Source organism: Nonomuraea sp. NPDC049709 (assembly GCF_040674815.1).
In the GTDB taxonomy this organism is placed as follows: Bacteria; Actinomycetota; Actinomycetes; order Streptosporangiales; family Streptosporangiaceae; genus Nonomuraea.
The window spans coordinates 41,921-64,739 of record NZ_JBFANM010000007.1 but is presented as its reverse complement, the minus strand read 5'-3'; the positions used below and the strand labels follow the sequence as shown (position 1 = coordinate 64,739).

25 protein-coding genes are annotated in these 22,819 nt (G+C 69.2%); 2 read left to right on the top strand and 23 right to left on the bottom strand.

Going from position 1 to position 22,819, the window contains the following annotated elements:
• Nucleotides 1–13: 13 nt before the first annotated feature.
• Nucleotides 14–1,123 (bottom strand): ABC transporter permease, encoded by a 1,110-nt coding sequence (locus AB0J69_RS08735; protein WP_364114419.1) that lies wholly within the window; start codon nt 1,121–1,123, stop codon nt 14–16.
• Entirely contained in the window at nt 1,120–2,016 is an 897-nt protein-coding gene (locus AB0J69_RS08730) for an ATP-binding cassette domain-containing protein (RefSeq protein WP_364114417.1), read from the bottom strand. The genes AB0J69_RS08735 and AB0J69_RS08730 overlap by 4 nt, the downstream gene beginning before the upstream one ends.
• 127 nt (nt 2,017–2,143) lie before the next feature.
• On the opposite strand from AB0J69_RS08730, the gene AB0J69_RS08725 reads away from it, so the two are divergent.
• On the top strand, nt 2,144–2,734 hold the full coding sequence (locus tag AB0J69_RS08725) for a cob(I)yrinic acid a,c-diamide adenosyltransferase (protein WP_364114415.1): 591 nt from the start codon (nt 2,144–2,146) through the stop codon (nt 2,732–2,734).
• 46 nt (nt 2,735–2,780) lie between these two features.
• Here the strand turns inward: AB0J69_RS08725 and AB0J69_RS08720 are convergent, their stop codons facing one another.
• The 19 genes from AB0J69_RS08720 to rpmE all read right to left on the bottom strand — a co-directional run bounded on the left by AB0J69_RS08720 (nt 2,781) and on the right by rpmE (nt 19,481).
• Nucleotides 2,781–3,161 (bottom strand): DUF2550 domain-containing protein, encoded by a 381-nt coding sequence (locus AB0J69_RS08720; RefSeq protein WP_364114413.1) that lies wholly within the window; start codon nt 3,159–3,161, stop codon nt 2,781–2,783.
• A gap of 28 nt (nt 3,162–3,189) precedes the next feature.
• Nucleotides 3,190–3,591 carry a F0F1 ATP synthase subunit epsilon gene (locus tag AB0J69_RS08715; protein ID WP_364114411.1) on the bottom strand — a complete coding sequence of 134 codons (402 nt, stop codon included), beginning with the start codon at nt 3,589–3,591 and terminating at the stop codon, nt 3,190–3,192.
• 69 nt (nt 3,592–3,660) lie between these two features.
• A complete protein-coding gene (atpD, locus tag AB0J69_RS08710; protein WP_364114409.1) occupies nt 3,661–5,109 on the bottom strand; it encodes a F0F1 ATP synthase subunit beta in 1,449 nt (482 codons plus the stop codon).
• A 1-nt stretch (nt 5,110) separates the two neighbouring features.
• Nucleotides 5,111–6,013 (bottom strand): F0F1 ATP synthase subunit gamma, encoded by a 903-nt coding sequence (locus tag AB0J69_RS08705; protein WP_364114407.1) that lies wholly within the window; start codon nt 6,011–6,013, stop codon nt 5,111–5,113.
• Between the two features lie 3 nt (nt 6,014–6,016).
• Entirely contained in the window at nt 6,017–7,666 is a 1,650-nt protein-coding gene (atpA, locus tag AB0J69_RS08700; protein WP_364114405.1) for a F0F1 ATP synthase subunit alpha, read from the bottom strand.
• A 23-nt stretch (nt 7,667–7,689) separates the two neighbouring features.
• Nucleotides 7,690–8,499 carry a F0F1 ATP synthase subunit delta gene (locus AB0J69_RS08695; protein ID WP_364114403.1) on the bottom strand — a complete coding sequence of 270 codons (810 nt, stop codon included), beginning with the start codon at nt 8,497–8,499 and terminating at the stop codon, nt 7,690–7,692.
• The gene (locus tag AB0J69_RS08690; RefSeq protein WP_364114401.1) at nt 8,499–9,053 is read right to left on the bottom strand and encodes a F0F1 ATP synthase subunit B; all 555 of its coding nucleotides are present in this window, start codon (nt 9,051–9,053) and stop codon (nt 8,499–8,501) included. Before AB0J69_RS08690 ends, AB0J69_RS08695 begins: the two co-directional genes overlap by 1 nt.
• Before the next feature lie 34 nt (nt 9,054–9,087).
• Complete coding sequence (atpE, locus tag AB0J69_RS08685) at nt 9,088–9,318, bottom strand: ATP synthase F0 subunit C (RefSeq protein ID WP_103955992.1); 231 nt, start codon at nt 9,316–9,318, stop codon at nt 9,088–9,090.
• A 72-nt stretch (nt 9,319–9,390) separates the two neighbouring features.
• Nucleotides 9,391–10,185: a F0F1 ATP synthase subunit A gene (gene atpB, locus AB0J69_RS08680; protein WP_364114399.1), complete on the bottom strand. Its 795-nt coding sequence runs from the start codon at nt 10,183–10,185 to the stop codon at nt 9,391–9,393.
• Nucleotides 10,186–10,252: 67 nt separating this feature from the next.
• Nucleotides 10,253–10,468, bottom strand: coding sequence for an AtpZ/AtpI family protein (locus AB0J69_RS08675; RefSeq protein WP_364114397.1), 216 nt, complete (start codon nt 10,466–10,468; stop codon nt 10,253–10,255).
• Between the two features lie 65 nt (nt 10,469–10,533).
• Nucleotides 10,534–10,956, bottom strand: coding sequence for a hypothetical protein (locus AB0J69_RS08670; protein WP_364114395.1), 423 nt, complete (start codon nt 10,954–10,956; stop codon nt 10,534–10,536).
• A gap of 130 nt (nt 10,957–11,086) precedes the next feature.
• Nucleotides 11,087–12,379, bottom strand: coding sequence for an MraY family glycosyltransferase (locus tag AB0J69_RS08665; RefSeq protein ID WP_364114393.1), 1,293 nt, complete (start codon nt 12,377–12,379; stop codon nt 11,087–11,089).
• 57 nt (nt 12,380–12,436) lie between these two features.
• Nucleotides 12,437–13,702: a serine hydroxymethyltransferase gene (gene glyA, locus AB0J69_RS08660; RefSeq protein ID WP_364114391.1), complete on the bottom strand. Its 1,266-nt coding sequence runs from the start codon at nt 13,700–13,702 to the stop codon at nt 12,437–12,439.
• A 63-nt stretch (nt 13,703–13,765) separates the two neighbouring features.
• Nucleotides 13,766–14,143: a hypothetical protein gene (locus AB0J69_RS08655; RefSeq protein ID WP_364114389.1), complete on the bottom strand. Its 378-nt coding sequence runs from the start codon at nt 14,141–14,143 to the stop codon at nt 13,766–13,768.
• Entirely contained in the window at nt 14,143–16,413 is a 2,271-nt protein-coding gene (locus AB0J69_RS08650) for a hypothetical protein (protein ID WP_364114387.1), read from the bottom strand. The genes AB0J69_RS08655 and AB0J69_RS08650 overlap by 1 nt, the downstream gene beginning before the upstream one ends.
• An 88-nt stretch (nt 16,414–16,501) precedes the next feature.
• A complete protein-coding gene (locus AB0J69_RS08645; protein WP_364114385.1) occupies nt 16,502–17,149 on the bottom strand; it encodes an L-threonylcarbamoyladenylate synthase in 648 nt (215 codons plus the stop codon).
• Between the two features lie 123 nt (nt 17,150–17,272).
• On the bottom strand, nt 17,273–18,127 hold the full coding sequence (gene prmC / locus AB0J69_RS08640; protein WP_364114383.1) for a peptide chain release factor N(5)-glutamine methyltransferase: 855 nt from the start codon (nt 18,125–18,127) through the stop codon (nt 17,273–17,275).
• Nucleotides 18,124–19,176: a peptide chain release factor 1 gene (prfA, locus tag AB0J69_RS08635; protein ID WP_364114381.1), complete on the bottom strand. Its 1,053-nt coding sequence runs from the start codon at nt 19,174–19,176 to the stop codon at nt 18,124–18,126. The genes prmC and prfA overlap by 4 nt, the downstream gene beginning before the upstream one ends.
• A gap of 86 nt (nt 19,177–19,262) precedes the next feature.
• Complete coding sequence (rpmE, locus tag AB0J69_RS08630) at nt 19,263–19,481, bottom strand: 50S ribosomal protein L31 (protein ID WP_106248153.1); 219 nt, start codon at nt 19,479–19,481, stop codon at nt 19,263–19,265.
• A 208-nt stretch (nt 19,482–19,689) separates the two neighbouring features.
• On the opposite strand from rpmE, the gene AB0J69_RS08625 reads away from it, so the two are divergent.
• Nucleotides 19,690–20,727, top strand: coding sequence for a hypothetical protein (locus AB0J69_RS08625; RefSeq protein WP_364114379.1), 1,038 nt, complete (start codon nt 19,690–19,692; stop codon nt 20,725–20,727).
• Nucleotides 20,728–20,730: 3 nt separating this feature from the next.
• On the opposite strand, the gene AB0J69_RS08620 is transcribed toward AB0J69_RS08625, so the two are convergent.
• Nucleotides 20,731–21,366: a response regulator transcription factor gene (locus AB0J69_RS08620; protein WP_364114377.1), complete on the bottom strand. Its 636-nt coding sequence runs from the start codon at nt 21,364–21,366 to the stop codon at nt 20,731–20,733.
• 57 nt (nt 21,367–21,423) lie between these two features.
• The gene (locus AB0J69_RS08615; protein WP_364114375.1) at nt 21,424–22,689 is read right to left on the bottom strand and encodes a sensor domain-containing protein; all 1,266 of its coding nucleotides are present in this window, start codon (nt 22,687–22,689) and stop codon (nt 21,424–21,426) included.
• Nucleotides 22,690–22,819: the final 130 nt, after the last annotated feature.

Here is a 22,819-nt window from a genome sequence, read left to right as displayed (position 1 = left end):
GTCTGTTTCTCGCCTATCGGGTACGCAGCACGTCGCCGAGCTTCACCCTGGCCCCGGTCCGCAGCACGGCCCGCTCGTACACCTTGGCCCCGAAGGCCAGCACCGCGGCCACGGCCGCCACCATCACCACCATGGAGACGCCCACCTGCCACATCGGCACGTCCGTCGCGGCCATCCGCACCGGCATGATCATGGAGGAGAACGGCGGGATGTAGGACGCCACCATGGCCAGCGTGCCCGTGGGCTCGTTGGTCACGTAGAAGGACACGAAGTACGTGGCCATGATGCCCATGGTCAGCGGGGTCAGCACGCTGTTGACCTCCTCCTGGCGCGAGACCAGGGAGGCCAGCGCGGCCGCCAGCGTGGCGAAGAAGGCGTAGCCGAGCACGAACCACACCAGCACCGCCGCCACCAGCCCCGGGATGCCGGGCGGGAAGTCCGAGGCGGCGCCGGAGGCCACCGCCGCGCCGAGCCCGACCACCGCGATCGTGACCAGGTTGATCAGGCCGAGCACGCCCAGCCCGAGGATCTTGCCGCCGAGCAGTTGCCACGGCCGTACGGAGGCGAGCAGAATCTCCACGATCCGGCTGCCCTTCTCCTCCACCACGCCCATGGCGACCATGACGACCTGTCCCATGATCAGCATGAAGAGCACGAGGACGAGCACGGTCGCGATCGCCTGGCGCGAGGACTCGTACCGGGTGTCCGCCCCCACGGACTGCATCTCCAGCGGCGGGATGGCCACACCGGCGGCGCCGAGCTTGAACTCCCGGTTGACGCTCTGCATGAGCACGCCGAGCTCGGTTTCGATCTCACCGTCGGTGAGCACCTTGCTGTCGTTGACCAGCACCGCGTCCACGTCCCCGGCGAGCACGGCCTGCCTGGCCGCCGCCTCGTCGGCGAACTTGCGCCACTCGAACTCCACCTCGGGCGCCGCCGTGTGCAACGGGAGCTGCTGGGAGTTGACGGTGCCGATCGTGTACGAGTCGCCGCCGCCCATGATCTTGGGCAGGAAGGACACCGCCGCGACCAGCGCGGCCGTGACCAGCAGGCCGATCACGAAGGCCCGGGTCCGGATCTGCGTGGTGACCTCGCGCCGGGCTATCAGCATCAGTCCGTTCACGCCACGGCCTCCTTGAAGATCTCGGTGAGGGTCGGCTGCTCGACGCCGAAGTGCTCGACGTGGCCCGCCTTCATGGCGCGACGCAGGATCTCCTGGTCGTCGCCGTCGGTCGTACGCAGAATGTGCCGGCCGCCCTGCACGGTGACCGTGCCGGGCAGGCCGTCGGCCCAGCCGGGGGACGGCTCGCGGACGACCACGCGCAGCGTGTTGCCCTCGGCGGCCCGCAGGTCCCCCACGGTGCCGGCGGCCACCATCCGGCCGGCCGAGACGATGCCCACGGAGTCGCACAGGCGCTCGACCAGCTCCAGCTGGTGGCTGGAGAAGATCACCGGTACGCCGCCCCTGCACCGCTCCTGCAGCGCCGTGGCCAGCGCGTCCACCGCGATCGGGTCGAGCCCGGAGAACGGCTCGTCCAGGACCAGGACCTCGGGGTCGTGCACCAGCGCCACGGCGAGCTGGACGCGCTGCTGGTTGCCCAGGGAGAGCGCCTGCACGGCGTCGCTCCGCCGCTCGGTCAGCCCGAGCCGCTGCAGCAGGTCGTCGGTGGCCTTCTTCGCGGCCGGGGTGCTCATGCCGTGCAGGCGGCCGAAGTATTCGATCTGCTCGGCGACCCGCATCTTCTGGTAGAGCCCCCGCTCTTCGGGCATGTACCCGAACCGCTTCCGGGCGTCGTAGCCGAGGGACTCGCCCTGCCAGCTCACCGAGCCGGAGTCCGCCTGGAGCACGCCCATCACGATGCGCATCGTCGTGGTCTTGCCGGCGCCGTTCGCCCCTACGAAACCGAACATCTCACCCGGCCGCACGGCGAAGCTGATCCCGTCCAGCGCCACCTTCCCGCCGGGGGCGTCGGGGCCACCCGCGAAGCGCTTGCGCAGCTCGTTGATCTCGAGCATCAGGTCATCTCCTTCGTCATGGGTCAATAGTGGCTTTAGCCGCGTTCACCCAGGTAGTCGTGGAAATCATCGGCCCGATGTGGATCCCGCGTACGATCCGGATGACATTTGTCATTACGCTGAGGCCATGACGCGCGCCGACAAGGACAAGCCGGTCGTCCTTTCCCACATCTACACCCGGGCCGGCGACGACGGCACCACAGCGCTGGTCGACATGAGCCGCACCTCGAAGACCGATCCCCGGCTGGCCGCCTACGCCGATGTGGAGGAGGCCAACGCCCACCTGGGCGTCGCGCTCGCGCACGGCACGCTGCCCGCCGATCTCGTGGCGCTGCTGATCCGGATCCAGAACGAGCTGTTCGACCTGGGCGCCGACCTGGCCACGCCGGTCGTCGAGAGCCCGGAGTTCCCGCCGCTGCGGGTGGAGCAGTCGTACATCGACCGCCTCGAAGAGCAGTGCGACCGCCTCAACGCGGGCCTCGAACCGCTACGCAGCTTCATCCTGCCCGGTGGCGACCCGGCGACGGCCGCCCTCCACGTGGCCCGCGTCACGGTCCGCAGGGCCGAACGCACGACCTGGGCGGCCCTGCAGGCCCACGAGGACATGAACCCGCTGACCGCGAAATACCTCAATCGCCTGTCAGACCTGCTCTTCATCGCCTGCCGCGTGGCCCACGACGGTAACGAGATCGTCTGGAAGCCCGGCGGCACCCGCTAGCTAGCTCAGCAGGGCCCCCACAGCGCCTCCTACTTCCGGAAGGGCCCTAGGCGACGTCAAGGTAGGCGCTGGGCGGCGCCGACTCCAGCCACGCCAGGAACCCCGTCAGCGCGTCAGCGCTCATCGCCAGGGAGATCCCCCGCGTGCTCCCCTCGCAGTCGACCGCGTACAGCCCGCCGTCGATCTCCCGACGAGCGGATACGACAAGGCCGCGCCTCGCGATCGCGTGGCGCGGCCTGAGTCGGACGCCCAAGAGCGGGATCCAGTGGAGCTCCCCGTCGGCATAGCGGGCCACCCCGCTCTGCCAGCCACGGTCACCCACCCGCAGCCGACAGGGTACGCTCCCGCGCGAGCGGGTCAGCGTCACCCCCCGGACCACGATGAGGGCGGCCAGCAGCACCAGGACAATCACTACCGTTGCTACCATGCCGCCCCCTGAGCCCCGCTTACCGGTATTAAACCTCTTCGCCCGCCGCACGCAGCCGGGCCCTGGCACGCTTGGCCTCGACCGCCGCGTCGGCGTCTTCCTGGTTGGCCTCGATCGAGGCCTGGGCCCGGTCGAGAGCGTCACGGGCAGCCGAGACGTCGACCTCGGAACCGAGCTCGGCCACCTCGGCGAGCACGGACACCTCGTCGTCGGCCACGGAGATGAAGCCCCCGTGCACCGCCGCCACCAGCTCCGGCTCACCCTCCCGCTTCACGCGCAGCACGCCGCCCTCGACGAGGACGCCGAGCACAGGTGCGTGTTGCGGCATAATACCGATCTCGCCGTCCACGGTCTTGGCAATCACCATGTCGGCCTCGCCCGACCAGATCTCACGCTCGGGTGAGACAACCCCTACGCGTAGCTTCGCCACTTGTGTAGGTTCCTTTCCGATCAGGTAGTGGTACGACCCGCGAAGAGCCGTACCACCACCATAAGGCGATTAGCGACGCTCGAGTTCCTTGGCCTTCGCGATGGCCTGCTCGATGCCACCGACCATGAAGAACGCCTGCTCGGGCAGGTGGTCGTACTCACCCGCGCAGAGGCCCTTGAAGGAGGCGATGGTCTCGTCGAGCGGGACGGTCTCGCCCGGCTGGCCGGTGAAGGCCTCGGCCGCGTACATCGGGTGCGACAGGAAGCGCTCGATGCGGCGGGCCCGCTGGACGGTGACCTTGTCCTCCTCGGAGAGCTCGTCGATACCGAGGATCGCGATGATGTCCTGGAGCTCGCGGTACTTCTGCAGGATCCGCTTGGTCTCCTGGGCCACCCGGTAGTGCTCCTCGCCCACGATCTGCGGGTCGAGGATCCGGGAGGAGGAGTCGAGCGGGTCCACCGCCGGGTAGATGCCCTTCTCCGAGATCGGCCGCGACAGAACGGTCTGCGCGTCGAGGTGCGCGAACGCGTTGTGCGGGGCCGGGTCGGTGATGTCGTCGGCGGGCACGTAGATCGCCTGCATGGAGGTGATCGAGTGACCACGCGTCGAGGTGATGCGCTCCTGGAGCACACCCATCTCGTCGGCCAGCGTGGGCTGGTAACCCACGGCCGACGGCATACGGCCGAGCAGGGTGGAGACCTCGGAACCGGCCTGCGTGAAGCGGAAGATGTTGTCGATGAACAGCAGCACGTCCTGCTTCTGCACATCGCGGAAGTATTCCGCCATCGTCAGCGCCGACAGGGCGACCCGCAGACGGGTGCCCGGCGGCTCGTCCATCTGGCCGAAGACGAGCGCGGTGTCCTTGAGGACGTCCGCCTCCTCCATCTCCAGCCAGAGGTCGTTGCCCTCACGGGTGCGCTCGCCCACACCGGCGAAGCACGAGGTGCCACCGAAGTTACGGGCGACCCGGCGGATCATCTCCTGGATCAGAACGGTCTTGCCGACACCGGCGCCACCGAACAGGCCGATCTTCCCACCCTGCACGTACGGGGTGAGCAGGTCGATGACCTTGATGCCGGTGACCAGCAGCTCGGTGCGCGACTCGAGCTGGTCGAAGGCCGGGGACGGCCGGTGGATGCCCCACCGCTCCTCGATCTTGAGCGAGGAGGTCGGGACATCGAGCGTCTCGCCCAGCGCGTTCCACACGTGGCCCTTGACGACGTCGCCGACCGGCACCGAGATCGGCGCACCCGTGTCGGCCACCGCCTGGCCACGGACCAGGCCGTCGGTGGGCTGCATGGAGATGGCCCGGACGAGGTTGTCACCCAGGTGCTGGGCGACCTCGAGCGTCAGGGTCTTGGTCTCGCCGCCGAGGGTCACCTCGACCTTGAGCGCGTTATAGATCTCCGGCATCGCCTCGACGGGGAACTCCACGTCGACGACGGCGCCGGTGACACGTGCCACGCGGCCAGTGCCGGCCGCGGGGGCTTCTACAGTTTCAACAGCCTCTGCAGTCATTTCACTCTTTCCCCGCTGCGGCGTCAGCGAGCGCGTTGGCGCCACCGACGATCTCGCTGATTTCCTGGGTGATCTCGGCCTGGCGAGCCTGGTTCATCTGCTGGGTGAGCACCCGCATCAGCTCGTTGGCGTTGTCGGTCGCGGACTTCATCGCGCGCCGTCGGGCCGCCTCCTCGGAGGCCGCCGACTGCAGCAACGCGGTGAAGATGCGCGACTCCACGTAACGCGGCAGCAGCGACTCCAGGACGTCACCCGCCGTCGGCTCGAACTCGAAGTACGGCGGGATCACGGTCGTCTCTGTCGCCTCGGTCTCCTCGACCTCCAGCGGCAGGACCCGCTTGACCACGACGTTCTGCGTGAGCATCGAGACGAACTCGGTCGACACGATGTGGATCTCGTCGATCCCGTTGTCGTCCTTGAACGAGTCGATCAGCGTGGTCGCGATCTCCTTGGCGTCGGCGTAGGCCGGCTTCCGCGAGAAACCGACCCAGCTGCCGCCCATCTCCCGGTTGCGGAAGGTGTGCCAGGTGACACCCTTCCGCCCGGTGACGAACGGCACCACGGTCAGCCCGCGGCTCTCCAGCAGCCCGCGCAGGGCCTCGGCCTCGCGCAGGACGTTGGCGTTGAAGCCGCCGCAGAACCCGCTGTCGCTGGTGACGATGAGGACGCCCGCCTTGGCGGGGTTCTCCTTCGCCACGGTCAGCGGATGGTCGACGCTGGCCGCGTTGCTGACGACGCCGGTGACGGCGCGAGTGATCTCACGCTCGTACGGCAGCGCCGCCTGCATCCGCTGCTGCGCCTTCACGATCCGTGAAGAGGCGATGAGCTCCTGGGCGCGCGTGATCTTCGCGGTCGACTTGACCGAGTTGATCCGCCGCCGCAGCAGCCTTAGCTGGGCACCCATGTCCTACTTCTCCGCCGCCGGACGGACGACCTTCTTGATCTTCTCCTGGCCGACCTCGTCCGCGCCCAGGGGCGCCACCGGCTCGTCCTTGACCAGCAGTTCGCCGGAGGAGGTGGTGAAGCCCTTCTTGAACTCCGTGATGGCGTCCTTGAGAGCGGTCACCGTGTCGTCGACCAGTTCCCTGGTCTCACGGATCGTGTCGAAGATGCCCTTGTGCGAGGACTGGATGTAGTCCAGGAACTCGAGCTCGAAGCGACGGATGTCCTCGATCGGCACCTCGTCCAGCTCGCCCGTCGTGCCCGCCCAGATCGAGGCGACCTCGCGCTCGAGCGAGAACGGGCTGTACTGGGCCTGCTTGAGCAGCTCGACCAGACGCTGCCCGCGCTCGAGCTGGGCCTTGGAGGCGGCGTCCAGGTCGGAGGCGAAGGCCGCGAAGGCCTCGAGGTCGCGGTACTGCGACAGCGACAGACGCAGCGTGCCCGCGACCTTCCGCATGGCCTTGGACTGAGCGGAGCCACCGACTCGGGACACCGAGACACCGACGTTGATGGCCGGGCGCACGCCCGCGTTGAACAGGTCCGTCTCGAGGAAGACCTGGCCGTCGGTGATGGAGATGACGTTGGTCGGGATGAAGGCCGAGACGTCGTTGCCCTTGGTCTCGATGACCGGCAGACCCGTCATCGAGCCACCGCCCATGTCGTCGGAGAGCTTGGCGCAGCGCTCCAGCAGCCGGGAGTGGAGGTAGAAGACGTCACCGGGGAACGCCTCACGGCCCGGGGGACGGCGCAGCAGCAGAGAGACGGCGCGGTAGGCGTCCGCCTGCTTGGTCAGGTCGTCGAAGACGATCAGAACGTGCTTGCCCTGGTACATCCAGTGCTGACCGATCGCCGAGCCGGCGTAGGGCGCGATGTACTTGAAGCCGGCGGCCTCGGAGGCGGGAGCGGCGACGATGGTGGTGTACTCCATCGCGCCGGCCTCCTCCAGGCGGGCACGCACCTGCGCGACGGTCGAGCCCTTCTGGCCGATCGCGACGTAGACGCAGCGCACCTGCCTGGCGGGGTCGCCAGAGGCCCAGTTTTCGCGCTGGTTGAGGATCGTGTCCACGGCGATCGCGGTCTTGCCGGTGCCGCGGTCGCCGATGATGAGCTGACGCTGGCCGCGGCCGATCGCCGTCATGGCGTCGATCGCCTTGATGCCCGTGGCCAGCGATTCCTTCACGGGCTGCCGCTGGACGACCGAGGGGGCCTGCAGCTCGAGGGCGCGAACGCCCTCGGCCTCGATGGCGCCCTTGCCGTCGAGCGGGTTGCCCAGGGGGTCGACCACGCGGCCGAGGAAGTTGTCGCCGACGGGCACGGACAGGACCTCGCCCGTCCGGCGGACCGTCTGGCCCTCCTCGATGCCGCTGAACTCGCCCAGGACAACGACACCGATCTCGCGGGTGTCGAGGTTAAGTGCCAGGCCGCGCGTGCCGTTCTCGAACTCGAGCAGCTCGTTCGCCATCGCCGAGGGAAGGCCGGAGACATGGGCAATGCCGTCGCCGGCGTCGACGACGGTCCCGATCTCCTCGCGCGCGGCGCCTTCCGGTTCGTACGCCTGGACGAAGCGCTCAAGCGCGTCCCGGATCTCGTCCGGCCGGATCGTAAGCTCCGCCATCTCTACTCTGTCTCCCTATTCGCCTAGCCGGCCAACCGGCGGCGGACTTCTTCGATTCGTCCCACAATGGTGGTGTCGATGATCTCGTCGCCGATGCGGACCGAGAACCCACCGAGCACTCGCTTGTCCACCTCGACGTTCAGGTGCACGTCACGGCCGTAGGAGGTGCGCAGCCACGCCGCCAGGCGCTCCTTCTGCGCCTCGGTCAGCTCGACCGCGCTGCGGACCACCGCCACCAGGCGCTGGCGCTGCTGGGCCACGAGCTGGCCGACCTCATCCAGACCTGTTTCCAGGCTACGCCCACGCGGGTGCACCACCAGCTGCGCGATCAAGCGCAGGCTGGTCGGGCCGACCTTGCCCTCGAGCAGGTCGCGCAGCAGGTCGCGCTTGCCCGCCTCGGGCGCGGCCGCGTCGGCGAGCGCACGACGCAGCTCGGGGTTGGCGGCGACGATGCGGCCGAAGCGGAAGAGCTCGTCCTCCACCTCGTCGAGCCTGGACTGGCTCTCCGCCTCCGCCGCCGCGGCGACGACGCCGAGCCGTTCGAGCACGTCGGCCAGGTCACCGGCACGCGACCACTTCGCCGAGACCGCGGCCTCGGCGGTGGCCAGGGCCGACTCGCTGACCTTGCCCTGCAGCAGCGAGCGCACGGCGCCCGCCTTCTGCTCGGTCGCCCTGGCCGGGTCGGACAGGGCGCGGCGCAGGCCGTGCTCACGGTCGAGCAGATCCGCGACCGCGAACAACTCGTCGGAGAGCTCACCGAGGTCGGCGCTACCGGCGACCGCGTTGAACCGCTCTTCGACTTCGGCCAGCGAGGCCCTGCTCAGACCGCGCATCAGCGCACCGCCTGCGCGTTCGAGCTCTCCAGCTCGTCGAGGAACCTGTCGACGATGCGGGTCTGGCGGACTTCGTCCTCGAGGGATTCGCCGACGATGCGACCGGCCAGCTCGGTCGACAGGCGACCGATCTCCGTGCGGAGCTGGGCGAACGCCGCCTGGCGGTCCGCCTCGATCTGGGCGTGCGCGGCCTCGACGAGACGGCGGGCCTCGGCCTGCGCCTCCTCGCGAAGCTCGGCCTTGATCTGCGCGGCCTGCTCGCGAGCTTCCTCGCGCAGCCGGGCCGCGTCGCGACGGGCCACTTCGAGCTGCTCGGCGTACTGCTTCTGCAGGACCTGAGCCTCCGCCTGCGCTTCCTCCGCCCTCTTGATGCCGCCCTCGATCGCGTCGGTCCGCTCGGCCAGCGTCTTCTGGATACGCGGGACGAGCATTCTGCCGACGACGAAGAAGACGACGAGGAAGGAGAAGATACCGACGACGAGCTCGTACATGTGCGGCATGAGGGGGTTGAACTCACCCTCCTCCGCCGCGAGGAGCGTAGCTGCCAACTTCATGGGTGCAGCCTTTCGTCAGGGATTCTTCTGGCCTTTAGAGGTTCGCGAAGAGGAACGGCGCGACCAGACCGATCAGGGCGAGGGCCTCGGTGAGGACGAAGCCGAGGAGCATGTTCTGGCGGATCAGGCCGTAGGCCTCGGGCTGGCGCGCGATGGCCTGCACGCCCTGACCGAAGATGATGCCGACGCCGATGCCGGGGCCGATGGCGGCGAGACCGTAACCGATGGCGGTGACGTTGCCGGAGACCTCAGCGAGAACGCTCATTGCTGTTATTCCTTTACTGGACGGCCGGTGACGTGGAGTCTCACCGGTCATGGATATTCCGGTATGTGGTTCTCAGTGCTCTGCGTGCAAGGAGCCACCGATGTACATCGATGCCAGCATCGCGAAGAGGAATGCCTGCAGGAACTGGATGAAGATCTCGAAGCCGGTGAAGACGATCGTCATGATCACACCGACGACGCCGACGCCGGCGCCCAGGGGGGTGAGCTTCTCGAACAGGAACCAGAACCCGACCATGCTGAAGAAGGCGAGCAGCATGTGCCCCGCGAACATGTTCGCGAACAGTCGGACCGCGTGCGTGAACGGCGCGATGATCATGTTCGAGAGGAACTCGATCGGCGACAGCAGCACGTAGATGGGCTTCGGCAGCCCCGGCGGGAACATCATGTTCTTGAAGTAGCCGCCCGCGCCCTGGTGCTTGATACCGAGGTAGATCTTGAGCAGGTAGATCGAGATCGCGAGCACCGCCGGGAAGGCGATGTGCGAGGCCACGGGGAACTGGACGAACGGGACGACGCCGGCCAGGTTCCAGACGAGGACCAGGAAGAACAGGGTCACCAGCAGGCCCATGAACCGGTCAGCGTCCTTGCCCAGGAACGGGCGGGCGACCTGGTCACGGACGAACATGTAGCCGTATTCGACGACGTTCTGCATGCCTCGGGGCACGAGCTTGGGCTTGGAGAATGCCGCCCAGGTCAGGCCGATCACGAGGATCGCGCTGAGTGCCGCCAGCAGAACCGGCTTGGTGAACCATTCGACCCCCGCGATAATCGGGGGCAGGTCGAAGAGTTCGTTTGGCGTCGGCGCCTGGAACTCTCCGCCAGGGGCTGGGGCCGTCAGCGTAATCACGCGGCGTTCCCTTCAACGTCGTAGTAGATCACAAGGGTTTCCTCGGCGAAGTTTTCGCTACGTCGGGCTAGCGAGAGAACTTCCGGTAGGCCAGATATCCGGCAAGCACCAGCCCCAGGACGGTGCCTATGGGAAAGAACGCGGACATGTCGAGCCAGCGGTCCAGCAACCACCCGGCGCCTCCGTAGATCGCCATCCCAGCGAGCAGATAGCTGGGGATCGACCACATGGCGTCGGCGAAGTCGCGACCGTCTTCTTCCGGTCGGCGTTCCTGTGCGCTCATCGCGGCCCCGACGATAGCAGGCGAGTAGAGGACTAGTCATATCGGACCCCGTCCGAGAACCAGCCTCATGAGTCACCCTTTCCGGGGACCCTGGCCTCGGGGTCGACGTAAAGCATCTTGGTCTTGATGAAGGCGCGCACTTCAAAGCCCGTCCACACCAGCGTGCAGACCACGACCGTCCAGGCGAAGGCCTTGGGATTCCAGGCCGTGGTGTCGCCGAAAACGCTCAGCACGATCATGATGGCGACGACCTTGACGAGGTAGCTGAGCATCGCGGCGATCGCCATCATCTGCGGTGAGACGCGTGCGGCATAGGACACCGCTACCACGCTGATACTGAAGAAAACCCCGACCAGCAAGGTGCCGATGCCCGCACCCAATGCTCCCTTGCCACCTGCCATCAGAAGCGCCACGATCACGGCGGCCACTCCAACCGCGAAGGTCGGAATCGCGGCGCTCTTGAGTACGCGCACGTCGTTGGCCTGCATCGGTGCTCCATCAGCGTGTTATCAAGCGAGCGTTTGCTACCTCCAGAACCGGTGCGTCTGGAGTCCTTGCTCGTGAAAGATATCACAAGCTCACGGAAGACCGCTTTTACCTGCCCTTTCTAGTTCCCGATCAAGAACGGCTCGGAAAGACAGGTATGACCGGATTGCCCTCGGCCGTGGCGCGCTCCTGCGAAGGCCCGTCCGCGGCCGGCGGCATCTGCCGCCTGACCTGGGTGTCCGGCAGGATCGGCGGCATCGGGCCGGTCGGGGGGCCGTCGTCGTTGTCGGGCTGCTTGCCCCGGGGCGCGGAGTGCGCCCCACCCCGGCCGCGCCAGCGCGGGGCGGCCATCAGCACGAGCACGCCCACCGCCAGCACGATGACGACGGGGAACATCAGCACCGGCACACCCTGCCGGGACATCAGCACCATGCCGAAGGCGAACAGGAACGCCCACGCGTACATGATCAGCACCGAGCGCCGGTGCGAGTGGCCGATGTCCAGCAGCCGGTGGTGCAGGTGGCCGCGGTCGGGCGCGAACGGCGACATGCCCTGGGAGGTGCGCCGCACCACGGCGGTGATCAGGTCGATCAACGGCAGGACCAGCACCGCGGCGGGCAGCATCAGCGGGAGCAGCACGGGGACCTTGTTCATGTCCTCGATGGCCGCCGGGTCGAGCGGGGTCACGGTCACGATCGAGGAGGCGAGCACCAGCCCGATCAGCATCGCGCCCGTGTCACCCATGAAGATCTTCGCCGGATGGAAGTTGTGCGGCAGGAACCCCAGGCACGTGCCGATGAGGACGGCGGCGATGGCGGCGGTCGTGGTGATGTTGCCGACGCTCATGCTCTGGGCCAGGAAGATGGAGTAGGCCCAGGTGGCCATGGCGGCGATGCCCACGATGCCGGCCGCGAGACCGTCGAGCCCGTCGACGAAGTTGACCGCGTTGATGGTCACCACCACGATCAGGATGGTGATGATCGTGCTGAGGGTGTAGTCGAGGCTGGTGGAGCCGCCCCAGTCTTTCGGCAGCGGGATGTAGAGCAACCGGAGGTCGAAGAAGACCAGCACACCCGCCGCCGCGATCTGCCCGCCGAGCTTGATGAAGGCGTCCATGCCCCACCAGTCGTCGAGGAACCCGGTCAGCGTGATGAGCCCGCCAGCGACGATCAGCGCGGTGACCGCGTTGGCGTCGGAGGCGGCCAGCGCCTCACCGGTGTGGGTGAGCTGGCCGGCGGTCAGCAGGCCCACGACCAGGCCGCCGTACATCGCCAGGCCGCCGAGCCTGGGCGTCGGCGTGGTGTGCACGTCGCGCTCGCGAACCTCGGGCATGGCGCCGATGCGGATGGCGAAGCGACGCACCAGCGGGACCAGCAAATAGGTCACCGCCGCTGAGATGAGCGCCATGAACAGGTATTCGCGCACGGACCTAGTTTCCCGGATGCTCCGGCCAGCTGTGACCGGAAAACGACACAGACCAGCTTAATATTCGCTGAGATATGGCTGATGGATGGCAAGAAGCGCCGAGACTCTTTCCCGAACCTCCCCTGCGCTGCCCGGATGCCGCACCGCCCGGGTCACGAGCGTGCCCACCTCCTTGAGTTCCTGGGGCCCCATCCCCTGGGTGGTCACGCACGGCGTCCCGACCCGGATCCCGGACGTGATCGCGGCGGGCTCGGGATCGTACGGGATGACGTTGCGGTTGAGCGTGATCCCGGCGGCCGCGCACCTGCGCTCCGCCTCCGCCCCTGACACGCCCACTCCGCGCAGGTCGACCAGCGCCAGGTGGGTGTCGGTCCCGCCGGACACCGCCCGCATCCCCTCCACCGCCAGCGCCTCCGCCAGCGCCCGCGCGTTCACGATCACCCGCCTGGCGTAGCCGGCGAACTCCGGCCGCATCGCCTCGGCGAACGCCACCGCCTTCGCCGCCACCACGTGCATCAGCGGCCCGCCCTGGACGAACGGGAACACCGCCCGGTCGATCCTCCTGGCCAGTTCGCCGGTGCACAGGATCGCGCCGCCGCGCGGGCCGCGCAGCGCCTTGTGGGTGGTGAACGTCACGACGTCCGCGTACGGCACCGCCGACGGGATCGCGCCGCCCGCCATCAGCCCGATCGGGTGCGCCGCGTCGGCCAGCAGCCACGCCCCCACCTCGTCCGCGATGCCGCGGAAGACGGAGTAGTCGATCAGCCTCGGGTACGCCGTGGCGCCGCACACGATGAGCTTCGGCTGGTGCCGCAGCGCCAGGTCGCGCACCTCGTCGTAGTCGATGAGCTCGGTGTCACGACGCACGCCGTACGAGACGACGTCGAACCATCTTCCCGAGAAGTTCACCTTGGAGCCGTGGGTCAGGTGACCGCCGTGCGGGAGCGCCATGGCGAGCATGGTGTCGCCGGGCTGGAGGAGGGCGGCGTACGCGGCCAGGTTCGCCGAGGCGCCGGAGTGGGGCTGGACGTTCGCGTGCTCGGCCCCGAACAGCTCGCGCGCCCGCTCGACCGCCAGCCGCTCGGCCCGGTCCACGACCTCGCAGCCCCCGTAGTAGCGCCTGCCCGGGTAGCCCTCGGCGTACTTGTTGGTCAGCGTGGAGCCCAGGGCCGCCATGACGGCCGGCGAGGTGAAGTTCTCGCTCGCGATCAGCTGGATCCCGCCGCGCACCCGGTCGAGTTCGTCGATCAGGACCTGCGCGATCTCGGGATCCCGCCGCTGCAGCAGCCCGAAGTCCGGTCCGTAGTAGGGTTCCGCACCCATTTCCCCACTGTACGACCCAGTGTCCGTTTCTCCCATACACCGCCAGTTCCCAGAAATTTCATCTCAACCTGGGAAGGCGTGCGGCGCGTTGGCCGTCGTCTGCACCCACCGGGGCGTGTCGGCCGCCTCGTCGCTGATCGCGGTGAGCACGGAATGGCGGTAGAGGGCCAGCCTGGTGCGCCATTCGCGGATGTCCTCCACGTAGCGCTCCCCCACGGGGGCGTCCCACGTCTGAGGGCTCTTGGCCAGGCCGTACGCCTTGTCGAGGACCGTTCTGAGGGTGTCCAGCTGGAGCATGACGGTCTTCCAGGCGACCACCAGGCGCTCGTAGTCGGGGTTGAACTCCCAGGCACGCTGCGGGGTCTCCAGGGCTCCTGGGGTGCTGTGGGGCGGTTCCTCGTTGCGTCCCTTGGGGCGGGGGGCCGGCGGGTCGACGTACATCACGAGCTCCTTTCCGGCCGGCCGGGATCGACCGCACCCGGCGGACCGTCCGGCCCGACGTCCTCCGGTGCCCAGGCGCCCTTGCCGTACTCGCCGGGCGGGATCTGGACGGAGGGCATGTCCTGGGGCTGGATGTCGCGGTGGTGCTCGATCACGGTCCCGAGCGCCTCCAGGCCGGGCGGATCCGTCTCGGCGGAGACCACGTCGCTCCCGTCGTCCGCCCACCCGTCCGGGCCGGCCGTCGCCTGGTAACCGGGCTCCACGTCGTACGCGATCAGCAACCCGGGCACCGCCCCGGCGCCCTGGCCCCCAGCCCCGGCGCCCTGGCTCCCAGGACCCGTCCCATAACCGTCGTCCGCCCCGGATCCGCCGCCACCCTGAGCTCCGGGGGCGGCCTCGGCTCCCGTCGCCGGGCCTGGCGCGCCGGCGGCGGTGCCGTTGGGGGTCTCGGCGGAAGGGTTGGTCGGCGGGATCGTGACCGGCTTCCCTTGGCCACCCGCCCCCTGCTCACCAACTCCCCGGTCTCCAGTTCCCCGGTCTCCAGTTCCCCGGTCCCCGGTGCCTTGGTCCCCGGCACCTTGGTCGCCGGTCCCGGTTCCCCGGTCACCCGTGCCCTGCTCGCCCGTTCCCCGGTCGCCCGTGCCCTGCTCGCCCGTGCCCTGCTCGCCCGTTCCCCGGTCGCCCGTGCCCTGCTCGCCCGTTCCCCGGTCGCCGGTGCCTTGGCCGTCGCCGGCGTCCTGGCCTGGCCGGTCGCCCGTGGGCTGATCCGGCGTCGTGTCCTTGCCGCCCGGTGCGGGGTCGCGCGGAGTGGTGTCGCCCGGCGTCGTGTCCTTGTCCGAGCCGCAAGCCGCATCGGCGCCCGTGTCGTCCGTCGGCGTCGTGGTCGTGGCGGCGCCCGAGACCTCCGCCGTGGAGCCCGCGCCCAGACCGCCGTCCGAGATACTGTCCGGGGCACCGTTCGAGACGCCGTTCGAGACGCCGCCTGAGGTGGCGTCCGTCGGCGGGAGCGTCACCGACTCGCTCCCGCCCGTGCCCGGCCTGCCCGCGTCGATCGAGCCGGCCGGACCGTCCGGCCGGATGTCGCGCTCGGCCCACTCGCCCTTGCCGTACTCGCCCTTCGGGACCTCCACACCGGGCATGTCCTGGGGCGCGATCTCCCGATGGTCCTCGATCACCGTCTTCAGCGCGTCCAGGTCGGGAGGATTCGCCTCTGAAGAGACGACGTCGCTGCCGTCGTTGGCCCAGGCGTTGACGCCGGTAGCGCTGCTGCCGTCGGCGGGAAGCTTCGGCATCTCTGCCGGTTGCACGTCGTCGCTGTTCTCGAGCATGTCCTCCAGCGCCGCGGCCGTGGGCGGGTCCAGCGGCACCTGCAGGACCTTGACGCCATCGACCACCACGACCTGCGGCTTGGTGGCGTCCTGCCCGTCCTTGACCGGTGTGTCCGCCGCCCCGCCGTCCGGCTCGGTGCCTCGATCGCGCCTGCTGTCCAGGTCGTCGTCCTTGGGCTGGTCAACCGGCTGCTCCCCGGCCCCGCCATCGACCCCGGTCCCGGTCCCGGTGTCCGTCCCCGTACCAGAACCGGTCCCACCGTCCCGACCAGTACCTGTGTCCGTCCCCGTCCCGGTCCCTGTGTCCTTGCCGGTCCCTGTGTCCTTGCCGGTCCCTGTGTCCTTGCCGGTCCCTGTGTCCTTGCCGGTCCCCGTGTCGTCGCCGTCGTCGCAGGTCTTCCCGTCCGAGCCGGTGGTCCCATCGGACCCCGTCCGACCCTCCGAGCCGGTCTTGCCCTCCGAGCCGGTCTTGCCCTCCGAGCCCGTCTTGCCCTCCGAACCGGTCTGACCGTCGGACCCCGTCTTGCCGTCCGACCCCGTCTTGCCGTCCGACCCCGTTTCCCCGTCGGTGCCGGTCTTCGTCCCGTCGCCGCCGGTCCCGCCCCCGTCATCCCGGGGGGTCTCCTCGCCGGCCCGCGGATTGTCGTACCGGTCGTGATCCCCGCGCACTTCCTTGGACTCGTCCCCGGCCCCGCCGCCACCCGCTCTGGGCGGGTCGACGCGTTTCTCCAGCACCCCGAGCCGGACGTTGACGTCCCTGACCATCTCGTCCACCGCGTCGGCGATCTGGACGGGCCGGTGGGTGGCCTGGGTGGGCAGCCCGGCCTGGTGCATGGCGGCCCTGACCCGGTCCTCGACCGCGCGCATCTGCGTGGCCGCGTGTTTCACCTCGGTCAGCAGGTCACGGACCAGCTTGGGATCCATGCCGTCGTACTTGCCCATGGGCCACTCCCGGACGTATCGCCGCTCCGGGCCTCACCGTAATCTTGGCCCGAGCGCGATCGCAGCCGGAATAAGCAGCCGGTATACGTCAGTCGTCGGTGGCGACGTAGCCGATGATGCCGCGCAGCTTCTCCACCGGGATGGCCCCGCGCCGCAGCATCCGGGGCACGGCCGTGGTCAGGTCGAGGATGGTGGAGGGCGTGTTGTCGGTGGTCTTGCCGCCGTCGAGGTAGACCGCGATCGACTCGCCGAGCTGCTCCTCGGCGTCCTGCGCCGTGGTCGCGGCGGGCGCGCCCGAGCGGTTGGCGCTGGAGACGGCCATCGGCCCGGTCTCCTTGAGCAGGTCGAGCGCGACCGGATGGAGCGGCATGCGTACGGCCACCGTGCCCTTGGTGTCCCCCAGGTCCCAGGAAAGGGCCCTGTTGGCCTTGCAGACGAGCGTGAGCGGCCCAGGCCAGAAGGCGTCTATCAGGTCCTGCCCGTACGGCCCCAGGTCGTCCACGAGCGCTGTGGCGGCTCTGACGGTCCCCACCAGGACGGGCGGCGGCATGTCGCGGCCCCGGCCCTTGGCGTCGAGCAGCCCGGTGACGGCGGCCGGCATGAAGGCGTCGGCGCCGATGCCGTAGACGGTGTCGGTCGGCAGGACGACGAGCTCCCCACGGCGTACGGCGGCCGCGGCCTCCGTCAGGCCCTCGGCCCGCTGTGCGGCGTCGGAGCAGTCAAAAACTCTTCCCACGATCTCGTTGCCTCACTCCGCTCGGCGGCGAGCGGCGCTGCTGAGGCCTCCTCCTTCCTCCTCGTACGGTCGCCGCGCTCCCACTTTCGTCATCAGGAGAAGGCCGCGCCGCTCGCGTGCATCCTAGTCCTGGCCCAGCCTGGCCGTGACGAAGCGGTCTCTTCTGGTGAGGTCCTGGCGCAGGCGCACGTCCCGCCAGCCGCTGTCCTCGGGAAAGGTCAGGTAGACGGCCCTGCCCTGCTCGTCGGCGTGCTCCACGGCCACCCAGCCGCCGGGCCGCAGCAGGCGGCGGGCCGTGCGCTCCACCGCGCGCACCTCGCCGAGCCCGTCGTCGCCCGAGCCGAACAGAGCCCTTGAGGGGTCGTAGTCGCGCACCTCGGGGTCGCGCGGGATCGCGCCGGGCGGGATGTAGGGCGGGTTGGAGATGACCAGGTCGACCTTGCCGTTGAGCTCGGGCAACGCCTCGGCGAGGTCCTCCGGGTGCAGGTGGGTGCGGCCCTGGCCGAGCTCGGAGATGTTGCGCTTGGCCCAGGTGTACGCCTCCGGATCGACCTCCACGGCGTGCACCTCGGCCAGGGCCACCTCCTGGGCGATCGAGAGCGCGATCGCGCCCGAGCCGGTGCCGAGGTCGACCACGAGCGGGGCGGTGACGTCCATCTCCCGCAGCGTCTCGATGGCCCAGCCGGCCATCACCTCGGTCTCCGGCCGCGGCACGAAGACGCCGGGCCCGACCGCGAGCTCCAGATAGCGGAAGTAGGCGTGGCCGGTGATGTGCTGCAACGGCTCGCGGGCCTCGCGGCGGGCGACACCCTCCCAGAACAGGGCGTCGAAGTCGGAGTCCTTGACCGTGTGGAGCTCGCTCCTGCGCACGCCGTGGACGAACGCCGCGATCTCCTCCGCGTCCGTGCGCGGTGAAGGAACACCTGCCTCGGCCAGCCGGGCGGTGGCGAGCGCGATCTCGTCCAGCAGAAATGTCATGAGTGTTGTGCGAGCTTCTCCGCCATCTCGGCGTCGATGAGTGCCTGGGTGACGGCGCTGAGCTCACCGTCGAGAACCTGGTCGAGGTTATACGCCTTGAAGCCGACGCGGTGGTCGGAGATGCGGTTTTCCGGGAAGTTGTAGGTGCGTACGCGCTCGGAGCGGTCGACGGTGCGCACCTGCGACTTGCGCTCGGCCTGCGCCGCCGCGTCGGCCTGCTCCTGGGCCACGGCCAGCAGCCGGGCGCGCAGGATGCGCATGGCCGACTCCTTGTTCTGGAGCTGGCTCTTCTCGTTCTGGCACGAGACCACGACGCCGGTGGGCAGGTGGGTGATGCGGACCGCGGAGTCGGTGGTGTTGACGCTCTGGCCGCCTGGGCCGCTGGAGCGGTAGACGTCGATGCGCAGGTCGTTGGGGTCGATCTGGACCTCGACCTCCTCCGCCTCCGGGTAGACGAGCACGCCCGCGGCGCTGGTGTGGATGCGGCCCTGCGACTCGGTGACGGGCACCCGCTGCACGCGGTGCACGCCGCCCTCGTATTTGAGCCTGGACCACACGCCCTCGTCGCCCTTGGCCCTGATGCCGACCGTGACGTCCTTGTATCCGCCCAGGTCGGAGGGCTGGCTGTCGATGACCTCGGTCTTCCAGCCGAGCCGCTCGGCGTAGCGCAGGTACATCCGCAGCAGGTCGCCCGCGAACAGGGCGGACTCCTCACCGCCCTCGCCCGCCTTGATCTCCATGATGATGTCCTTGTCATCGTTGGGATCGCGCGGGATGAGCAGGTGCCTGAGCTTCTCCTCCAGCTGGGGGATGCGCTCCTCGATCTCGACGGCCTCGGCCGCGAACGCCTCGTCCTCGCCGCCCAGCTCCTTGGCGGCCGTCAGGTCCTCGCGGGCCGACTCCAGCTCGCGGTAGGTGCCGACGATCGGGGTGAGCTGGGAATAGCGGCGGCCGAGCGTGCGTGCCTTGTTCTGGTCAGCGTGCACGGCGGGATCGGCGAGCTGCAGCTCCAGCTCGGAATACTCCTTGAGCAACTCGTCGAGATTCACCGTGGGTCCTTTTCCAGAAGTATGGCCGTTTCACCAACAACGCCGACCCGGCGCACCGGGGTGCGTCCGGGCCGGCGTGGGTGGAGCTACTTGCCCGTGGCCTTCTTGCCGAAGCGCTTCTCGAAGCGAGCCACCCGGCCGCCCGTGTCGAGGATCTTCTGCTTGCCCGTGTAGAACGGGTGGCAGGCAGAGCACACGTCGGCGTGGATCACGCCGTTCTTGGCGGTGCTACGAGTGGTGAACGTGTTACCGCAGGAGCAGGACACCTGCGTCACGTTGTAGTCAGGGTGGATGTCGCGCTTCATCGCTGTCCTTTCGGGGTGCGGCCGCCGGGTCGCCTTCACGCATGGCGTGAACCGGAACCGCAAAATGGTCAGCTACCAGTGTGCCAGATCGTGCAACCATCCCAGGCCATCGGGCATTCCCGCAGATCTTCGTGACGTCGCGACTCCTGCCACATTAGGCTCCGATCACACCAGCCGTCACTTTTCCGATAAGGATGACCCGATTCACATGAAGAGAAGCGCGCGGTTGCTCCTGGCGGCCGCCACGGGGGCCGCCGTTCTCCTCGGTGGCACCGGTACGGCCGCGCACGCCGCCCGGTACGCCCACGTCATGGCCGACGACTTCACCGGCAGCGGCTCCGCCAACGCCTTCGTCCCCCTGCAGAGCGACGTCGAGGGCACCGTCACGCTAACGCTCAGGAACCCGTCGAACGTCTCGAGCGTCACCGCCACCATCGAGCCGCCCGGCCAGGCGGCCAAGACGGTGACGTTCAACTTCAGGACGGGCGACACGGCCGCCGAGCAGACCATCACCGGCCGGTGGCCGATCACCAAGGACGACCCGGCCGGCGACTGGAAGATGAACGTCGTCGTCACCCGCGACACCGGCGCGAGCACCACCCCGTTCGTGGTCAAGGTCTCCGGCAAGCAGGGCATCTCCGGTGCGAAGGTCACCCCCGACCCCGTCAAGCTCGTCAAGGGCAAGGACGTCAAGGTCTCGGTCGAGGCGTCGGTGAAGGACGCCACCACGGTGTCGGCCAAGCTCGTCAGCGACACCAGCCGCGAGTACTACGACCTCGGCGACCTGGCCAAGGAGTCCGACGGCTACTACCGCGGCGTCACATACTTCGCCGACGACACCCCCGCCGGCGACTGGACCCTCGAGGTCTACGCCCACAAGGGCGGGCAGACGCTCAAGGCCGAGGCGGCGTTCACCGTCGAGGCGGCGGCGGGCGGGTCGACCAAGAAGGCCAAGAGCCGGGTGACGATCGCCGCGGTGAACAAGGTGCGCAAGGGCAAGACGTTCAAGGTGTACGGCAAGGTCTACCGCGGCTCGAAGGCGTATCCGGGCAAGAAGGTCGAGGTCTACTTCAAGGCCAAGGGCACCAAGTCGTACCAGTTCATGGGCTTCGCCAAGGCCACCTCGACCGGCAAGTACACGAAGTCGTTCAAGGCCAGGAAGGACGGCTACTTCCAGGTCAAGGTGCCGGGCACGAGCAAGACGCGCAGCGCGCTGTCGCCGCAGGAGTTCGTGGACGTGCGGTAGGGCTCATCGGCCCAGGTAGGTCAGCACGGCGAGCACCCGCCGATGGTCCTCGGGCGCCGGCCCGAGGGCCAGCTTGGCGAAGATGCCGGAGATGTGCTTCTCCACCGCGCCCTCCGTGACGACCAGCCGGGCGGCGATGGCGGTGTTGGAGCGGCCCTCGGCCATGAGCGCGAGGACCTCGCGCTCGCGGGGGGACAGGGAGTCCAGCGGCGCGCCGCGCCGCTGGCGGCTGAGTAACTGCACGACGACCTCGGGGTCGATGACCGTGCCCCCGGCCGCCACCTGCCGCACCGTCTCCAGGAACTCGGCCACGTCGGCCACCCGCTCCTTCAGCAGGTAGCCGACGGCCCTGCCGATGAGGTCACCGGCGTACTGCTCCTCGACGTACTGCGACAGCACCAGGATCGGGAAGTCCGGCCGGGCCGAACGGACCTGCAGCGCCGCCCTCAGCCCCTCGTCGGTGTGGGTCGGCGGCATGCGCACGTCGACGATCGCCAGGTCGGGCTCGTGCTCCGCCACCGCCGCCACCAGCCCGGGCCCGTCGGCGACGCTCGCGACCGTCTCGATGCCGCCGTCGGCGAGCAGCCGCGCGAGCCCTTCGCGCAGCAGTACGGAGTCCTCGGCGATGACGACACGCATGGCCACATCACTACAGTGGACAGCGTCCAGCTGTCCACTGCAGGCAGCGTACGTGGGTCACCACTCGCAGGGCAGTTCGGCGCGTACGAGAGTGGAGCCGCCCACGGGGCTGTGCAGGACCAGCACGCCGTCGATGGTCGCCGCCCGGTCGGCCAGCCCGGACAGGCCACCGCCGGGGGTGACGACCGCGCCGCCGATGCCGTTGTCCCACACGTCCACCACCACGCCGCGATGGTCCCTCATCACCGTGACCGACGCCTCGGTGGCGCCGGAGTGCTTGGCCATGTTGGCCAGCGTCTCGGCCACGATGAAGTACGCGATGCTCTCCACCGCAGGCGGCGGCCGCTCCTCCAGCTCGACGGACACGTCCACCCGGATCGGCGCCCGCGCGGCCAGTCCTGACAGCGCGGCGTCCAGCCCACGGTCGGTGAGGATGGCCGGATGGATGCCCCTGGCGAGGTTGCGCAGCTCGGCGATGGCGGCCTTCGTGCCCGCGTGGGCCTGGGCGATCAGCGTCCTGACCACCTCGGGCTCGGTGTCGAACTTCGCCTGCGCCCGCCCGAGGTCCACCGCCACCGACAGCAGCCGCTGCTGGGCTCCGTCGTGCAGGTCGCGCTCGATCCTGCGCCGCTCGGCCTCCGCGGCGTCGATCCCCCTGGCCCTGCTGGCCCGCAGCCGCTCCTCCTCGCTGCCGCCGAGCAGCACCGTGGCCAGCGTGCCGTGCAACCAGGCCATGCCCCGCGCGAGGTACGCCGTCAGCACGAGCGCCAGGGCGCCGAAGACGGCCGCGACGCAGGAGCCCACCCAGTCGCCGATCATCAGCTCGCTGTGGACGCCCCCGAGCTCGTACATGGTCATCAGCAGGGGCTGGATGAGCAGCGCGATCGACATGAACCACGCGACGAACGACAGGATCACCTCGACCGCGCCGAGTGGGAGCAGCATCAGCAGGTAACCCAGGTCCTGCCAGGTGGCCGGGTCGGACAGGAGCCAGCGCAGGTGCGCGCCGAGCCCGCGTTCCGGTCTGGGACGGTACGGGTCGGCGATCTTCAGCCCGAACGCCGCGTACATCAGCCGCCGCTCCAGCATCGCCCCGCCGCGCCACATCAGCACGGTGGCCATCATGAGCGGCACGCCCACCCAGATCACCGACAGGGTGAGCGAGACCGGCACCGCGACGCCCAGCACGAAGAACCAGCCGAACCCGAGAAACCCGGTGACCAGCAGGTACGGGGCCGCCCGCCAGGTCATCGGATCCACCAGAACACCCAGCGGGCCCTTGGGCCCGAGCGGCACGCGGTCCTTCAACGCCACTGATCGCATGCCCTCAAGACTGCACGCGCGAGGCCCCGCGGTGAATACGGAAGGCGGCCGTCGCCGGGGTGGGGATAACCCCCGCCCGTCCCACCCGTGAGCCCCAGCCATGCGAAAGGGGCGGCAGGGAGAGAACCCT